13 protein-coding genes are annotated in these 17558 nt (G+C 59.6%); 6 read left to right on the top strand and 7 right to left on the bottom strand.

The window, feature by feature from the left end; all coding sequences use genetic code 11:
• Positions 1 to 73: 73 nt before the first annotated feature.
• From NZK35_RS04885 to moeB, 3 genes are read left to right on the top strand one after another with little or no spacing between them, the layout of a single operon-like run.
• Positions 74 to 853, top strand: a complete 780-nt coding sequence (locus NZK35_RS04885) for a HesA/MoeB/ThiF family protein (RefSeq protein ID WP_259631475.1) — start codon at positions 74 to 76, stop codon at positions 851 to 853.
• Positions 850 to 1119, top strand: a complete 270-nt coding sequence (locus NZK35_RS04880) for a MoaD/ThiS family protein (RefSeq protein ID WP_259631474.1) — start codon at positions 850 to 852, stop codon at positions 1117 to 1119. The genes NZK35_RS04885 and NZK35_RS04880 overlap by 4 nt, the downstream gene beginning before the upstream one ends.
• Positions 1120 to 1123: 4 nt before the next feature.
• A complete protein-coding gene (gene moeB, locus NZK35_RS04875; protein ID WP_259631473.1) occupies positions 1124 to 2269 on the top strand; it encodes a molybdopterin-synthase adenylyltransferase MoeB in 1146 nt (381 codons plus the stop codon).
• A gap of 67 nt (positions 2270 to 2336) precedes the next feature.
• Here moeB and NZK35_RS04870 read toward each other — a convergent pair whose 3' ends face one another.
• From NZK35_RS04870 to NZK35_RS04850, 5 genes are all read right to left on the bottom strand, one after another.
• The gene (locus NZK35_RS04870) at positions 2337 to 2975 is read right to left on the bottom strand and encodes an ABC transporter ATP-binding protein (RefSeq protein ID WP_259631472.1); all 639 of its coding nucleotides are present in this window, start codon (positions 2973 to 2975) and stop codon (positions 2337 to 2339) included.
• Positions 2972 to 3805, bottom strand: coding sequence for an ABC transporter permease (locus NZK35_RS04865; RefSeq protein ID WP_259631471.1), 834 nt, complete (start codon positions 3803 to 3805; stop codon positions 2972 to 2974). Before NZK35_RS04865 ends, NZK35_RS04870 begins: the two co-directional genes overlap by 4 nt.
• A gap of 4 nt (positions 3806 to 3809) precedes the next feature.
• Complete coding sequence (gene modA, locus NZK35_RS04860) at positions 3810 to 5309, bottom strand: molybdate ABC transporter substrate-binding protein (protein WP_259631470.1); 1500 nt, start codon at positions 5307 to 5309, stop codon at positions 3810 to 3812.
• Between the two features lie 9 nt (positions 5310 to 5318).
• Positions 5319 to 6188, bottom strand: a complete 870-nt coding sequence (locus NZK35_RS04855; protein WP_259631469.1) for a hypothetical protein — start codon at positions 6186 to 6188, stop codon at positions 5319 to 5321.
• A gap of 244 nt (positions 6189 to 6432) precedes the next feature.
• A complete protein-coding gene (locus NZK35_RS04850) occupies positions 6433 to 10350 on the bottom strand; it encodes an outer membrane protein assembly factor BamB family protein (protein ID WP_259631468.1) in 3918 nt (1305 codons plus the stop codon).
• Positions 10351 to 10526: 176 nt separating this feature from the next.
• Between NZK35_RS04850 and ppk2 the strand changes: the two genes are divergently transcribed.
• The 3 genes from ppk2 (at position 10527) to NZK35_RS04835 (ending at position 14439) form a co-directional block, all read left to right on the top strand.
• Complete coding sequence (gene ppk2, locus NZK35_RS04845) at positions 10527 to 11813, top strand: polyphosphate kinase 2 (RefSeq protein WP_259631467.1); 1287 nt, start codon at positions 10527 to 10529, stop codon at positions 11811 to 11813.
• 210 nt (positions 11814 to 12023) lie between these two features.
• Positions 12024 to 12371 carry a hypothetical protein gene (locus tag NZK35_RS04840; protein ID WP_259631466.1) on the top strand — a complete coding sequence of 116 codons (348 nt, stop codon included), beginning with the start codon at positions 12024 to 12026 and terminating at the stop codon, positions 12369 to 12371.
• A gap of 643 nt (positions 12372 to 13014) precedes the next feature.
• Positions 13015 to 14439, top strand: a complete 1425-nt coding sequence (locus tag NZK35_RS04835; protein ID WP_259631465.1) for a sigma-54-dependent transcriptional regulator — start codon at positions 13015 to 13017, stop codon at positions 14437 to 14439.
• Positions 14440 to 14457: 18 nt separating this feature from the next.
• Here NZK35_RS04835 and NZK35_RS04830 read toward each other — a convergent pair whose 3' ends face one another.
• On the bottom strand, positions 14458 to 14841 hold the full coding sequence (locus tag NZK35_RS04830; RefSeq protein ID WP_259631464.1) for a group I truncated hemoglobin: 384 nt from the start codon (positions 14839 to 14841) through the stop codon (positions 14458 to 14460).
• 59 nt (positions 14842 to 14900) lie between these two features.
• Positions 14901 to 17315, bottom strand: a complete 2415-nt coding sequence (gene ppsA, locus NZK35_RS04825; RefSeq protein WP_259631463.1) for a phosphoenolpyruvate synthase — start codon at positions 17313 to 17315, stop codon at positions 14901 to 14903.
• Positions 17316 to 17558: the final 243 nt, after the last annotated feature.

Raw genomic sequence — 17558 nt, 5'->3', positions numbered from 1 at the left:
ATCAACGCGGTGACGCGATAAACTAGGCCGGCCCGATCAATCGATTCCGACTTGTCCCTGCGTGCTGAGCCTGATGCCGACCCCCAAACCACTCTCCGACGAAGAACGCGCCACGTACCAGTGGCAGATGTGGGTTCCCGACTTCGGCGAACCGGGACAGGAAAAACTGAAGGCCGCGTCGGTGATGATTTCGCGGGTCGGCGGCGTCGGCAGTGTGGTGGCGTACGAGCTTGCCGCCGCGGGAGTCGGGAAATTGGTGCTCGCGCACGCCGGCAACGTGAAGCCGAGCGACTTGAATCGCCAGCTGTTGATGACGCACGACTGGATCGGCAAACCGCGGATCGAGTCCATTGCTCGCCGATTGTTGGAGCTAAATCCGCGGCTGGAAATCGTGGCCGTCGGAGAAAACGTCAACCCATCCAACGCCGCCGATTTGGTCGCCCAATGTGACATCGTCGTCGACTGCGCGCCGCTGTTCCCCGAGCGATTCGCGATGAATGAACAAGCGGTGTTGCAGAACAAACCGATGGTCGAATGTGCGATGTACGAATTGGAAGCACATCTGACCACTATGATCCCGGGGCGGACGCCCTGTCTACGCTGTCTGTTCCCCGAGCAGCCGCCGACGTGGACCCGCCAATTCCCCGTCTTCGGCGCCGTCTCCGGCACCGTCGCCTGCATGGCAGCGATGGAAACGATCAAGACAATCGCCGGAATCGGTGACCCGCTCGCGGGCCGTTTGCTTAAAATGGATTTACGGGACATGAGCTTCCACCGGCTCAACGTGACTCGACGTCCCGATTGCCCCACCTGTGGCCACCTGCCACCCGATCCCTTCACGGATGTCGCATGAAAGTCATCATACCCACCGCGCTGCGAAAACACACCGACGGGCAGAATCATCTCTCCGTCACCGCCACCACGGTCGACGACGCCTTGAAGCAAGTCGTCACCGCGCACCCGGAGCTGCGCAGCAGTCTGTTCGATGACCGCGACCAGCTGGTTTCGTTCATCAACGTCTTCGTCAACGATCGCAATATCCGTGACTTGGAAAACGAAGCGACGCCGCTGACCGAATCGGACGAGATTCTGTTGGTACCGGCGATCGCCGGAGGTTGATCGCATGGCAGAAGAATCACTCCTGGCCCGAGAAGAGACGGCTCGCTACGCGCGGCATCTGACGTTGCCGGAAGTCGGCACCGATGGTCAAGTCAAACTGAAGGCGGCCTCGGTCTTGATCGTCGGAACCGGCGGACTGGGGTCACCGGTCAGCTTGTATCTGGCCGCCGCCGGCGTCGGCCGGCTCGGGATCGTCGACTTTGACCGCGTCGAGTATTCGAATCTGCAGCGCCAAATCATCCATGGCTCCGACGACGTCGGCCGGCCCAAAGTCGAGTCGGCAGCTGATTCCATCCGACGCGTCAATCCCTTGGTTCAAGTCGACCAGCACGACGAAGCGTTCACCAGCGCCAATGCGATGCGGATCGGCGCCGAGTATGACATCATCATCGATGGCACCGATAACTTCGCCACACGCTATCTGGTCAACGACGTCTGCGTGCTGCTCGGCAAACCGAATTGCTACGGCAGTATCTTTCGATTCGAAGGCCAGGCGTCCGTGTTCGGACTTCCTGGCGGCCCCTGTTATCGATGCCTGTACCCCAAACCGCCCGAGCCCGGGATGATCCCCAATTGCGCCGAAGGCGGGGTGCTGGGGATCTTGCCAGGCATCGTCGGAACGATCCAAGCGACCGAGGCGATCAAGTTGATCCTGGGGATCGGTCAGTCCCTGTCCGGCAGACTGCTGTTGCTCGATGCCCTGGAAATGAAGTTTCGCGAATTAAGAGTCAGCCGAGATCCGAAGTGCCCGGTCTGTGGCGACCAGCCGACGATCACCGCACCGATCGACTACGACCAGTTCTGCGGAACGCCCAAACAGGACACCGCGCAGAGCCCCTGGGACATCGAGCCGACCGAATTGAAACGCCGGATGGACGCCGACGAGCCGATGACAATCTTGGACGTCCGGCAGCAACAGGAGTATGACATCTGCAATCTCGGCGGGACTCTGATTCCGCTCGATGAATTACCGACACGAACCGGCGAATTGGACCGTTCGTTGCCGATCGTCGTCCACTGCAAGATGGGCTTGCGAAGTGCAAAAGCCGTCCAACTGCTACGTGACGCCGGATTCACCGACGTCAGAAACTTAAACGGCGGAATCAATCGCTGGTCCAAACAGATTGACGCCACCGTGCCGACGTATTAGTGGTGTAAGCTTCCAGCTTGCGTTTGTAAGCGGGACGCTTGCGCTGTCCCGATCGCAAGCTGGAAGCTTACGCCACTCTCAACACCCCGTCGTTGAGTTCAAAACGCTGATCCGCCAAGACTTCGGCTTCTTCGTTGCTGTGTGTGACGTGCAGTGTCGTGACTCCGGTCGTCTCCTTGACCCGTTTGAGTAATTCGTGCATTTCCGTCCGGGTCGATTCGTCGAGCGCACTGAGGGGTTCGTCGAGCAACAAGACGGCGGGGCGAAACGACAGCGCCCGGCCGAGTGCGACGCGTTGTGATTCACCACCACTGAGCGCGTCGACCTTACGTCCCAACAACGGTGTAATCCCGAGCACATCGGCGAGCTGAGAAATTCTCTCGTCGATCTCGCTCTGCGGACGTTTCCGCAACCGCAGCGCGAACGCCAAATGTTGTGCGACCGTCAGCGTGGGGAACAGGGCCAAATCTTGGGGGACATATCCGATTTGACGATCACCCGGCAACCAACTCGTCACGTCGACGCCGTCGATCAGAATCCGCCCCGACGTGACCTTGCGCAACCCGCAAATCGATTCCAGGATCGTGGTCTTGCCGCGGCCGGTCCGCCCCATCAGCACCGCGTAGTGACCGCGTGGCACTTGCATGCAGATGCCCGAGAGCGAGAACTCGCCGGCATGAATAGAAACATGGTCCAGCTCGATCACGCGTTCAACCCCGTTCCCAGCACGCGGAGGATCAACAACACGACGACCGCCATCGCGACCATCAACAGCGAGACGGCGACGGCGGCGTTCAGCTGACCGATACTCAATTCCAAAAAGACCGTCGTCGAAAGCACCTCCGTCCGCATCCGCGTCGCCCCGGCAAACACCAGGATCGGTCCGAACTCGCCGAGCGCCCGCGCCCAGGCGATCGTCGTCGCGGCGATCATCCCACGCCAAGCTTGCGGCAGGGCGATCTGCATGAACGCCTGACCTCGCGTGCAACCGAGCGTCCGCGCCACGTCTTCGGCACGCGGATCGATTTGGTCAAACGTCACCCGCATCGTTCGCACCGCAAACGCACAAGCGACCGAGAACTGTGCGAGCACGACGGCGGGCCACTGATACGTGACCGGGAAACCGACGCTGTCACGCAACCAGGCTTCCAACTCCCAACCAAAAATCGGCAGGTGAAATAAAATCAGCAGACTCAATCCAAGCACCAACGGTGGCAACACGATCGGAATATCGACCAGGGTGTCGACCAACCAGCGGCCGGGAAATCGATAGCGTGACAACAGGTACCCCAGCGGCGTGGCGACCCACAACGACAACACCGCCGCCGCCGAACAACTCAAGATCGTCAATCGAAACGCGGCCTGAATCTCCGGCTTTCGAAGTGCATCGATGAAGTCGCTCGGCGAGGTGAACACGACATCGGCGGCCAACAGTAGCACAATCAAGATGATGAAGCAGGCCGAGATCCCCCCCATCACCAAAAAGAACGGCGTGTCGCTACGGCGCCGAAACGTCGGCGACGAAGAAGCTTTCACCGGCTCACTCATCAGTCGCATCGTTGCCGAGATTCTGCCAACGAAATCCTTCGGCGGCGAAGATGTCTTGCGACTCGGTGGAGCAGATCTGTTGGAACAAACGCGATGCCAGGTTCGGGTACGGCGACTCCTTGGCGACCGCCCAGGGCTGGGTCGCAACGCTGCAATCGATGCCTTGAATGCGGATCGCGTCCAAAAATTCCGACGCTCCGGCCGCGTTGCTCAAATACGCCACCGCGGCGTCCAGCGAACCGGTCTGCAATTGGTTGACCAGCATGTCCCCGGTCGGTGTTTGAACGGTCACGTTGGGCATGATCTCTTGCTGAACCCCGCCCTCGCGAAACGTGTTCTGAGTGATCCAGCCCATGGCGCATTGTTTTTCATGACCGATCCCCACACGCAAACCTGCTTTGGCCAAATCACGCAGCGATGCGATTCCCTTGGGGTTTCCCTTCTGCACCAAAATCACCAATTCGTTCTGCGAAACGGGAACGGGTTCGGGAAACAGGTCGTGGACTTGGTTCATGAATTCGCTGTCGCAGGCAAAGTAGGCGTCCGGATGCTGGCCGGCTTTCATCTGCGCCACCAAAATGCCGCACCCGTTGTAGACGCGATTGACCTTCACCCCTTCGCGTGTTTCAAACGCCGCGATCGTGTCTTCGATCGCCGGACGCAACATCGATCCGGCAAACACCGACAATTCGGGTTGGTCGGCCCAGTTGTCACCGCCGGAGACGCGAAACCCGTGATCGGCGTAATGCCGCAAGCCTCGATCAGCGGACGAAATGAAGCGGGCGAAATGTAACGCATCTGCGGAATGCTGGGTCGATGCGATCACCCCGACCGATATCTGTGACGCCGTCGCCGCCAGTTCGGGAATTTCGACGAAGGTCAAATCGGGATAGGTGTGCAACACCGCGTCATACACGATCCCGGCGTCGGCGGCACCGATCTTGATGTCGTTGGCCACTTCATTGACGGTCCCACGATACGCTTTGGTGGCTTTGTCCAGGCTGTCCCAGCGACCGGCCTCGCTCAACGATTCACGGACGACCTTGCCGATCGCCGCCGAATCGGGACTTGCCAGAACCACGCGGACATCATCACGCAACAAGTCGTTCAAGCTTTGGATCGATTTCGGATTCCCCTTGGGGACCGCGATCACGGCTTGCATCTTCGCGATCGGGATCTCTTCGGCGATCAGCCCCTTTTCCTTGCCCAATTTCAGGTAGCTGTCATCGGCCGGCAAATACAGGTCCCCCTGTTTGGCCACTTCGATCGACGACAACAGCGTTTGCGACGGGCCGTATTGAATCTCGACGCTGCGGTCGAACTCTTGCTCGTATTCCTCGCGGATCGATTCCATCACCGCCCGGTTGCTGGCGGCACAGTACAGCATCACTGCCCGTCCGCTCGTCGAGGGTTTTTCTCGGTCACCGAGTAACACGACGATGCCGATCAACGCGACCAGCGAGCCGGCCATCAAAATGTAGGTGCGATTCATGATTTTAGTTTACTTGCGGCCCTGCGGGATCGGAACCAGGACGGGATTGCGATTGCGTCCTTCTTCTGCACTGCGGTCCGGCGGGCGGTTGTCGATGTCGCCGAAAAGCTGGCCATCCCAATCGGCGTCGATCAGCAAATCAAAACCGGGATTTTGTTCTTTGACCTGACAGGAACACGCCCCGCTGAGAAACACCGTCAGCTCTTCCATCAATCGGGCCGACAGGTCATCCGCCGGAATGACTTCCAGTGCCCGCCCGCGTCCAAACACCGGAACCAATAACGGTTCGCCTTGTTCGAACGCCGACAAACGCAACCCCGACAGCAGCCCGACCAAAAAGGACTCTTTCGGGTCCTTCGGATCGATCTCCAGCAGACTGAATTTGACGACCAGCGGCAAGTCGGCGTACAACTCGGACCCCGGCAGCCCGATTCCCTCGGGCAACGTCACCTTCGATGACAACGTCTCGAACGTTTGTTGGACAAGCTGCTTGGCGTTCTCGTTCTTTTCGTGGTCGGCCGATCGAATCAGCAACCAAACGACGCTGTGCCCGGCCAACAGTCGATCGCGGAGTTCGGTTCGAATCGGCGAGTGAAAGATCCCCGACCGATCGGCTTCGGCAAGTGTTCCGTGCCAATGGTTGACGAAGCGTCCCCGCCCCAGTTTCGTTCGGACCAGGACATGGGGCAACGACGTCTTCTCCGCGTCTGCGGCGATTTCTTTCCACAAAGTCACACGCTCGCCATTCGTGTCGCCGCTGACATCAATCGCCATGACTTTGGCATTGGCATGCCCGCCTTGATCGTCGGTTGACGCATTCAATCGATTCATCAAGGTGGTGTCGGCGGGCGAGAGTGGTCCGTCGTGAAAAACAATCACTTCGCAATCATCCGGCGTCCAACGTTCCAGTGCGTAGCGAAAGACCGGAATGTTGCACGCACCAACGCAAGAACTCCAGGCCAAAAGGATGAAGGTCAGGAGAAGTCCCCGCGAAGGGACAAACAGTCCGTCGAGTTTTGAACGATATTCCAAGTGTCTGGCCAAGCTTAACAAATTGAATCTCTTGCACATCGAAACGGAGCCCCGACCGATCCCGGGCTGCAGCTTTCCGAAACCCATCACGCTATTTTCCGAAACACATCACGCTGCCGTCGAGTGTCGACAGGAACAGGCTTCCGTTGGCTCCGGCCAGCCCGTCCCAGGCGGGCAGCGTATCCAGCTTGATCTCGTTTTCAATCTCGCCGGTGTCAATGTTCACGGCCAGCAACGACGAGCCGTCTTTGCCCATCAATGCCGCGTCTTGGTCATCGAGCAACGCTTGCACTTCCGGATCACTCTCGCTGAGTTTCTGGAACGTTTCTTCTTCGTTGATCGTGTCCGGTGGACCGACGATGAACAGTTTGTTTCCGGCCAACACCATGCCGCGCACATAGACCGGCACGTCCTTGGCCCACTTCGGTTTGACCAGCGAGTCGCCGGGTTTGACGGTGCTGTTGTTTCCGCCTTTCTTGACGGGGCCTTGATTGCGGCTGGTGAACTGAACAGCTTTGCCGAATTTGCCTTCGACGAGTTTTCCGCCTTCCAGGGTTCCGTTGTTGCGATGCAGGCTGTGGTCACGGGCGGTGCCGTCGTCGAAGCTGACCGCCAACACGGCGTCAGAAGAGATCTCTGATCCGTCGGCGTAACGTTTGGCAATCTGCTCGGCGGTGGCGGCTCGGAAATACAACCGCACTTCGTCGATCGCACCGGCAAACGGCAGCGGAGACGTGTAATCGCCGACGGCGGTCTGTCCGTCCGCACCGACATCCATGCCTTGCGCGGGGTCGGTGTGAATCAAGCCGCCCGACTTGCCGCTGGCGGCCAGTTCGCCATCGACATACAGCGACATCGATTTGTCTTCACCCAAGACCCCGACGACATGATGCCAGCCGCCGACGATCCGTTTGGGGCCTTCGACGGTGGCGAGCCCCTGTTCGCTGCGGACCAGGAACTGTGGCTTGCCGGCTTTCAGCGTCAGGGCGAATCCGGCCGCCGGCCCGCCGCGGGCGATGATCACACCCTGGGGCTTGGTCGATGTGATCCAGGCCTCGACGGTGATCGGTTTACCCTGCGGATTTAAACTCGGAGATTTCGGGAACGAGGCCGATGGAGCCGATGGGCCGCCACCGCCAGGCTTCTTCCCAAACCCCTCCGGGATCTCCGGCGGGTTCTGCTCGGCGGAGAACAGCTGGTGCTCCAACACCGTCGTCCAACGCAGGTACTGTGGCTTGCGGCCGTAACCGTAAACGTACCCGTCGCCCTTGACCAAAATCCGACCCGAAGGCGCGAACTTGCCGGCTTGATAATAACCGCCGTGACCACCGGCAAAGCTTTGCCCCAACACCCAATACGATCGATGGAACCAGGTGTCATCCAGGAAGCCCATCGGTGCAAAGATGTGCGCGTCCTCGCCGCGTTGCTTGGACGCCTGCGTGGCGAAGTCACCGGAATTCGGTCCGATCTCCAACCGGTTGCCTTCGAAGTCAAATTTCTGGGACTTCATGTAAATGTGCCGCCCGTCGGTGGACAGGATGTCGGGCAGCCCGACCGGCATTTGCAGGATTTGAATTTTTTCCTGCAGGTTGTTGCCGCTCTCGGGATTGGTTTCATCCATGATCGTTTCGGAGAGTTTTTTGCCGCTGGCTAAATCCAGACGCAGCAGACGCAGCCCGCCGTCCAGGAAATTGGATCGTCCGGCGACGGTGTACACCGTGTCGTCGTGAATCAGAACGCTGCCGTGGACCGGCCACAAGGATTCCAGTTGCTCGTAGGCCATCGCACGACGATCCATCGGCGCGGCACGGTAGCGCCAGACCAATTCTCCGTCGGTGGTCAAGCAATACACCCATCCGTCGGCGCCGCCGAAGACGACTCGGCCGCGGTGAATGGTTGGCGGCGAATCGATCCGCGCACCGGCGGTGAAGGTCCACTTTGATTCGCCCGACGTCTCATCCAAGGCGTGCAGGGTGTGCTGGTCGATCTGAGCCACGTAGACGATTCCACCGGCGATGACCGGCGAGGTCAGACGGCCACCCAGGTTGACGGTCCACTTGGAATCGACGTCCTCGGAGATTGGGCCGCTGGTCGTGCCGCTGCGGCCCGCGTCATGACGATACGTCGGCCAGTCATCCGTCGGCGTCGCGTCGGCCGGTTCGGCCGCGGCCAATTCCGTTCCAAACGCCGGACCTTTTTCACGCCGTCCCGCTTCCAGCACCTTGGTCGGGATCGGTCGCGTGGGGGCGAGCGGCGCCAGGGCATTGAACCCGAACAGCTTGGCTTCCGGATAACAGGCACAATTGTGTGGCGGTGCGTAGGTCAATCCGTTGCACGGCATCACGCCATACAAACACCCACCGCGGACCCAATGATGGATGTCCCAGTGTTCCGTGTCCGGATCAACAAACTCGATCCCGGTTCGTGACGGCATTAAGAAGTTATCGGTCGCTTTGGCGATGTAGCAGCGGTGATGGAACCAATACGTGTCCACGTCGGGCGCGAACGATTTGACGATTTCACCGGTTCTCGGATTGCGTCCGGTGTAAACACCGCTGTCCTTGCCCGACGTCAACGGTGCCAACCAAACCAACCCGTTGACCACCATCAAGTCTTGCGGCGATTGATAGCCGCTATTGGGGAAACTTGCTTCCCACAGCTTTTCGCCGCTCTTGGCGTCGCTGCTGATCATCTTGCCGTCGCCGCCGGCGTACAACACCACGTCGTTGTAGACGACCAGACGCGGCCCGAAGTTAAACGTGAACGCATCGCGGCGGGTCACCGGTTCACTTTCCCAAACAACATCCCCCGAGCGTCCGTCCAGGCTGACGATCTTCTCGCCATCGTGAAAGTACAGTTGAGAATCTTTGGCGGCCAAGGTCAGTGGAGAGACCTTGGTCTTCTTGGCCCACAGCTGTTTTCCCGTGCTGGCCTGGAACGCCATCAACACACGCGGTTCTTCGTTCCAGAAAAAGCTGCGTGAACGCGCCTGGTCGCCGACCGTGCCGTGCAGCGGGGCGTAGTCTTCCAGTTCCGCCTTTCCCTTTCGCACAACCAGGAACAAAAGATCGCCGGTCGAAATGATTTCTTCGGTCGCGTCGCTGCCTTCGTAGGTCCGCAGCAACTCACCGGTGGCGGCATCGAGTGCCGAGAGCGGTGCGTTGAATCCCAGCGTGACGAAAACTTCCGAGTCCGTCGATACCAATCGCCGCGACAGTTGCGTCGGTCCGCTCTTGAGCGGCCAGAGGTGCGGCTGCCAATCGTCGATGTCTTTTTTCCACAACACGCTGCCGTTGAAGGCGTCACGTGCGATCAATTTCCATTTCGGCGGCAACTGGATCGAGATCCGGCTGCCCTCGTCCATGATGTAAAACATCCGTCCGCCGGTCGACACCAACGCGCTCATGCTGGCCATCCGGTCGTGGTGCCGCGACCAACGCGGGCTGCCCACCCATTGCAAGTGACGCGGCGGCGCGACGACGTCGTCATGGGCGACCGAATTTCCGGTGGCATCGTGCAGGTAATGCGACCACTCGTCGATGTTGTCCGGACGCGGCTTGCGATACTTCGTCCACTGACCCTCTTTCTTGATCAGGGCGACGCCGTTGGGAACCAGCACCCGCGTCACCTCGTCCATCGCCACGTCGCCGAGCGATTCGGCGACCAGCAGATTCACCATGTTGTCGACGTACGGAAGCTGATGACCGTCGATGCGGTCAAACGCGACATCACCGTAGCCGCCCCCGGCAAGCACCCGATCGCGAATCGTTTTCAAGCGGTCCGCATCGGTGACCAAGCCGTGCACCTGAGTCGAATCGTTTTGTCGCAGCGCCGCGGTGAGCTGACCGTCGCCCGCGCCCAGATGCACAAAAAATCCGGCTTTGATGCCCGCTTGCTCGATCAGCTTGGCTGCATCCTCCTGCACGCCGGCACGGCTGACATCGGGAAATCCAGTCACGCCAAGCAACAGCAGGGCACAAACGACGGCTCGAATCGGAAATCGCAACATGAATCAGCTCCGGACGAAGCGACGGCGGGGGAAAACAGCAAGGCGTTGATTGTAACCCTCACCGAGCCCCCGCGTTGGCTTCGTGGCGGAGAAAGATTAGCGGAATCACAATCCTCCACGGTCGGGTGAACCCGGCGGATCCGTGCGCGTGGCAACCCGCGCACCAGCGAGCGCCCATGCCACAGCGCCTCTGGCAACTCGGCGCCGGGAATCCATCGATCGTTTGGCACGTGCTATGCTACAAGAGTCGACTCTTCGCCGTGCCTCGCGCCCGCCTGTCCGCCCCTTGCACCTCCGAATCGGAAATGTCGCCAAAACCCGCCAAACCGTCGAAAAACGGCAGCAGTCGCACGAAGACGAAATCCCCAAAGAAATCCAAACGTCGCAATCGCCTGGTCGCTGAGGGCGACACCTCACCGTCGCTGTCCCCCGACGAGCTGGAGGCCTTCGAAGTCGACCAATCGGTCGCCGCGGCCCAGCAGAGCAAAATCACCGCGGTCCGCGACATCATCGAGACGACGCCACCGCATGACGTGCACACGCTGGCCAAGACATTGGAAGTGATCATCGACGGCGCCTCCCCCGAAGACGCCACCGTGCTGCGCAATGCCTTGCTCAAAAAAGCACGCCCCGGCGCCGCGGGTCGCCGCGGCAGCCCCGACGACCAGCTCGCCAGCGGTTGGCGCGACGGTGCCTTCCCCTATCGCAACTTGATGTCGCGGAAAAACTACGAAAAACAAAAGTACCAACTGCAGGTCGAACTGCTCAAACTTCAAGCCTGGGTCAAGGAATCAAAAGAGAAAGTCGTCCTCCTGTTTGAAGGCCGCGATGCCGCAGGAAAAGGTGGAACCATCAAACGCTTCATGGAACATCTCAACCCCCGTGGTGCACGCGTCGTCGCGTTGGAGAAACCGAGCGAAACCGAACGCGGACAATGGTACTTTCAACGCTACATCCAACATCTACCCACCGCCGGCGAAATCACAATGTTTGACCGATCGTGGTACAACCGCGCCGGTGTCGAACGCGTGATGGGATTCTGTAGCGATGATGAATATGCGGAATTCATGCGGCAGGTTCCCGACTTTGAACGAAACCTGGTCCGCAGCGGCACCTGGCTGATCAAGTTCTGGTTCTCGGTCAGCCAAGACGAACAGCGGAGACGTTTCAAGGAGCGTGAAGCCCATCCGCTGAAACAATGGAAACTCTCGCCGGTCGATCTCGCGTCCCTGGACAAATGGGACGATTACACCCGCGCCAAAGAAGCGATGTTCTTCTATTCAGACACCTATGACGCCCCTTGGACGGTCGTCAAGTCGGATTGCAAGAAACGCGCCCGACTCAATGCGATGCGATTCGTCTTGAACACCATCCCCTACGCCAATCGAGACCAGGATCGAATCGGCACGGTCGATCCGCTGCTGGTCGGTCGGGCGAATTTGGTCTCCCAAAATCGAGACTAACCGACACGTCAGTTTTTGTGAGCGGCAGCCCGCCAGCCCTCCGGTCGGCGTAACCGGAAAGTAAAACCTAGACGGTAAAAACCTAGACGGAACACTCGATTGACGCCTTGATTCCTGAGCGTGTTCCCACCCACATGGATCCGATACGTTACCTTAGTTGCGCGTGCTCGTTCTCTCTTCCAACCGACCGTTTTGGTCAAGGATCCCAACATGTCAACCGGTAATCCCTACGAAACGCCCAACGTCGCTCAATCGGTCACCCCAACGCGTCGGACCGTCACGTTGAAACGGCTGGACGTCATGTCCTGTGGAACCATGCTGGGCGTGCTGTACGCCTTCATCGGTTTGATCGCAGGCGCTTTGGTCACCCTGATGGCACTGGCCGGGATGGCGGCACAGGGAGGCGACGCGCTGGCAGGCCTGATCGGCGGCATCGGAGCAATCATCCTGATGCCGTTATTCTACGGGATCGCCGGATTCATCGGCGGAATCATCGGCGCGCTGCTCTACAACCTGTGCGCCACGTTTGTCGGCGGCATCAAGTTTGACCTAGAGTGACCCGCGCCGCTGCGGCGCCACCATCCTGGGCGCCCGCCCCCTGAGCCCCGCTCGACCGCGGACGTTCCACCGCCCTGGGACGGATCGCCGATCCGTCACGCGCGGCGTCGCGCCACGCCGAGTTCGCTGCGATTTCGTTGGGGCATGCGTTTCGCTGCGGAGCATCAGGGCGCGATGGACGGGCCGTTTCAGCCGGCCTCATCTCTGTTCCAACCCACTTGGTCCGCTGTTTGCATCACAGCGTCGTGTCGACCGGGAGCCTGGCTCCCCTGCGTGAAACGCGTCGAGGAGACACTGGAAAAGTGGAACGGCCCATCAGAATCAACGATCGCTCCGGTTTAGTCCGCGAATCCAACCGGATCGGACTGAATTTGATTCCAGCCAGCCATCACCTTGTGTTTCCTCGCGAGCCGACACCAGCTCGGGAATACGCCAGGCGGGACTCCCGAGTCGACTGCCGTCGAGACAAAAAACGCGCTTTGGCCGTGCGTTCTCGTCACGAGTGTGCAATTATGCACGCCCGGTGATCGATGGTATCCAGCCGATGGGACCGATCAAACGGAATGCCAAGGGTTTGGCATGATTGATCGTTCCACCTGATTACCCACCCGCAAAACCTTGCCAACGAGTCCAGCAAGCCACCATGTCCAATTCACCGATCAAGCTCCTGCTTGTTGAAGACGAAGATGATTTCCGCGAAACCTCCGCCCGTTGGATGGAGCGGAAGGGTCATGACGTCAGCGCCGCGGCGAGCGGTGCCGAAGCGTTAGAGCTGTGCGCGCAAGACAGCTTTGACGTTGCCGTGTTCGACATGAACATGCCGGGGATGTCTGGGATGGAGTTGTTGCAGCGAGTGCAGCAGGACAAGATCGAGATGGAAGTGATCATCTTGACCGGCCAGGGGACGATCGAGTCGGCGGTTTCGGCGATGAAGCTGGGCGCCTGCGATTTCTTGACCAAGCCATGTTCGCTGGGCGACTTGGAACACCACTGCATGTTGGCTCGGGATCGCGGCCGTTTGCGTCGCGAAAACAAACAACTCAAAGCGATCATTTCGCGCAGCCGGCCCGCCCTGGAGCTCGTCGGCGAATCAACGTCGATGCGACAGGTCGTCAAGATGGTGCAGAAGGTGGCCCCGACCGACAAGCCGGTGCTGATCCAGGGTGAAAGCGGGACCGGCAAAGAAGTGGTGGCCAGGGCGATCCAACAAAACAGCAAGCTTGCCGACAAACCCTTTGTCACGATCAACTGCGCCGCGCTGCCCGAGCAGTTGGTCGAAAGCGAATTGTTCGGCCACCAGAAAGGCTCGTTCACCGGCGCAACGTCAGATAAACCCGGTCTGTTCGAGATCGCCGACGGCGGCACACTCTTCATCGACGAAATCGGCGAGTTGCCGCTTTCGTTGCAACCCAAATTGCTGCGTGTCCTGGAAGACGGTTCGATGCGACGCATCGGATCGCACAAGGAACGTTTTGTCCGGGTCCGGATCATTGCGGCGACCAACCGAGATCTGACCAAAGAAGTCGAATCGGGGAATTTCCGTGAGGACTTGTTCTATCGGGTCAATGTCCTTTCCCTGGAACTGCCGCCGTTGCGCGAACGTGAAGGCGACGTGGACCGTTTGGTCGATCACTACTTGCCGGTCCCCTGGCACGTCGACCAGGCCGCCCGAGACGCGCTCAACCGCTACGCCTGGCCTGGAAACGTGCGTCAGCTGATCAACGTGATCCAGCGCGCCACCATCCTGGCCGATGGCCACGACGTGACCCTCGATGACCTCCCCTCAGAAATCGCCGATTGCGTCGATGGTGATGTCGAACGTCACACCACCGACCGGGCCAGTGCCCCCGAGGCGGCGGAGAGCCGCGATCCCGAATCCGCCTTCAAGCCCGATTCGCTAAAACTTGACGACATCGCCAAAGCGCACGTCATGTATGTGTTGGCCAAAGAAAATGGCAACAAGGCCAAGGCGGCTCGCGTGTTGGGCATTCACCGACGAAAACTCTATCGCCTGCTGGAACGATTCAGCTGCAACGAATCCGAGGCTCCCTTGAGCGTGGTCGAGTGACCCGTCGCCGGGGAGCGGCTAGCCATCGACGTTGGCGTCGCCGGTGACTTTGTCTTTGTAGAGCGCCAGTCGCCCCAAGGCGTCATCGACGTCGCGTTTGGATGCCCCGTGATCTTCCATGGCATCGGCAAAGTGCCCACAGAATTTTGCGAAGTGCACCGCCGTGATGCCGCGACCGGCGTGAATCCGGGTCAAGTCGGCCCCTGAATACTCGGCCGGCCCGTCAAAGGCGGATGCCAGAAAGTGAAACTGCATCGTCTGCAACCGGTCCATCGAGGCGTGCTCGAAAAACGGCGCCAATTCCGGGTCGTCGAGGACCCGAGCGTACATCTCCTGAACAATCGCTGCGACGGCGGCGGTGCCACCGAGTCGGTCAAACAGAGCTCGTGAATCGTCGGTCATGGAAATCTCACAGAAGGGGTTCAGCAACGCTCCTGTTGTAACCTCCGCCACGCATTCTGTCAGGAACCAGAGCCTTCGACTTTTAGAATGTGAACGGTCGTTTTCAGAATCGAATCCGGGGTCAACGACATGCTGTCGATCCCTTGGCGGACCAGAAATTCGGCAAACTCGGGGAAATCACTGGGCGCTTGGCCACAGATGCCGATCTTGCGACCGCAACGCTTCGCTTCAGCGATCACGCTGGAAATCATCCGCTTGACCGCTTCGTTTTGCTCGTCGAAGACATGCGCCACGATCGCCGAATCGCGGTCCACGCCCAGCGTCAATTGAGTCAGATCGTTCGAGCCGATGGAAAAACCGTCAAAGATCTCGGCGAATTGGTCGGCCAGGATCACGTTGCTGGGGATTTCGCACATCACGTAGACTTCTAAGCCGTCTTCGCCACGCACCAATCCGTTCTTTTTCATTTCCGCTTGCACCTTTTTGCCTTCTTCGATGGTGCGGCAGAACGGGATCATCAGCTTGACATTGCTCAGCCCCATGTCGCGGCGGACCCGCAGCGCGGCTTGGCACTCGAGTGCGAACGCGGCTTGAAAACTCTCGTGGTAATAACGTGAGGCGCCGCGAAATCCGATCATCGGATTCTCTTCCCTCGGCTCGTATCGGCGTCCCCCGATCAAGTTCGCGTACTCGTTCGTCTTAAAATCGCTCATCCGAACGATCACGTCTTTGGGATAGAACGCCGCGGCGATCATCGCAATGCCCTCGGACAGGCGATCGATAAAGAACTGCGGCTTGTCGTCATACCCCTGGGTGGCTTGATCGACCGCGGCCCGCGTCGCGGGATCCAGTTGCTCGTAATCCAACAACGCCTGGGGATGCACCTTGACGTAGTTGGAAATGATGAATTCCTCCCGCGCCAATCCCACACCGTCGTTGGGGATCGCCGAGAGTGCAAATGCTTCGTCGGGCGTCGCGACATTCATCATGATTTTGGTTTGCGGTCGCCCGATTGATCCCAGGTCGATCGTTTCCATTTCGAATGGCACCTCGCCTTCGTAGACCACGCCGGTGTCTCCGCCGGCGCAGCTGATCGTGACGATTTGGCCGTTGCGAAGTCGGTCGGTGGCGTCGCCGGTGCCGACGATCGCCGGCAATCCCAGCTCACGACTGACGATCGCCGCATGGCAGGTCCGTCCGCCGCGATTGGTGATGATCGCCGCGGCGCGTTTCATCACCGGTTCCCAGTCCGGATCGGTCTTGTCGGTGACCAAAATCTCGCCGTCAAGGAACTGCGACAACTCATGGACATCGCGGATCAGCCGAACGGGTCCCGAGGCGATCTTCTCTCCGACCGAACGTCCTTCCAACAGCTTCACACCTTCCGCTTTCAGGTGATAACGCTGCAGCGCGTTGGCTGATCGCCGCGACTGGACCGTTTCGGGACGGGCCTGCACGATAAACAATTCGCCGGTGATGCCGTCTTTCGCCCATTCCATGTCCATCGGGCAAAACGAACCGCGAACACTGCTGTAGTGGTCTTCGATTTCGCACGCCCATCGCGCCAATTGCAAGATGTCATCGTCCGACAACGCGAATCGTTTCGCCATGTCGTCCGACACCGGAACGTTCTTGACCATCTTGCTGCCACCGATGTCGTACACCATCTTGATGGCTTTCGATCCGAGCGTTCGCTTCAAGATCGGACGGTGTCCGGTCCGCAACGTCGGTTTGAACACATAATATTCGTCCGGATTGACGCTTCCCTGGACGACGTTTTCTCCCAACCCGTAGGCGGCATTGATCAGCACGGCATCACGAAAACCGGTCTCCGTGTCGATCGAAAACATTACCCCCGACGTGGCCAGATCCGATCGCACCATTTGCTGGATGCCGATCGACAACGCGACCTGCATGTGGTCGAAACCCTGGTCGGTGCGATACGAAATGGCACGATCGGTGAACAACGACGCCAGACAACGACGACAAGCGTCCAACAACGATGCCTGACCGCGAACATTCAAATAGGTCTCTTGCTGGCCGGCGAAACTGGCATCCGGCAAATCCTCCGCCGTCGCACTGCTGCGGACCGCCACGTCGGCCAATTCACCACGACCGCTGGACAACACGTGATAGGCCCTGACGATCGCGTGGGAGAGGTCGTCCGACAGCGGCGTGTCCAAGATCATGTGCCGGATAATCCTGCCGTGGTGTTGAAGCGACCCCACGTCCCGGTAGTTGATCCCGCTCAAGATCTGTCGGATCTTGTCGTCCAACCCGCTCTCGGACAAATGACGCCGGTAGGCCGCTGCCGTGGTCGCAAACCCGTTGGGAATCCGCACGCCGCGGGATGTCAATTCGCGATACATCTCGCCCAGCGAAGCGTTCTTGCCGCCCACCACGGCGACGTCGCCCATCCCGACTTGGTCGAACCAGCGAATCAGGTCCGTGGCGGATTCTGCTGCCGTACTCATCGTGCCTACCGGGGTTGAAGTTTGGGGGAGAACCACAAGAACGCCGTGCAATGTGCATACCATCGCGCCGGCGCTCGATTCCCCCCGTGGTCGACCGTCGCCGCGCAGGGGTCAAGCCGGCCGAAATTCTGTCCAACACCACCACGCCCAGCCTGCATCTTCGGCTTCACGGTCCCCCATCACGCCCGTGCTACGACAAGTAGGTCGCTGAATTCGGCCTCAAGCCTCCGCGCCAATTCCGCA

The sequence above is a fragment of the Stieleria sedimenti genome (genome assembly GCF_025060895.1).
In the GTDB taxonomy this organism is placed as follows: Bacteria; Planctomycetota; Planctomycetia; order Pirellulales; family Pirellulaceae; genus Stieleria; species Stieleria sedimenti.
This window is presented reverse-complemented; position numbering and strand designations above follow the sequence as displayed.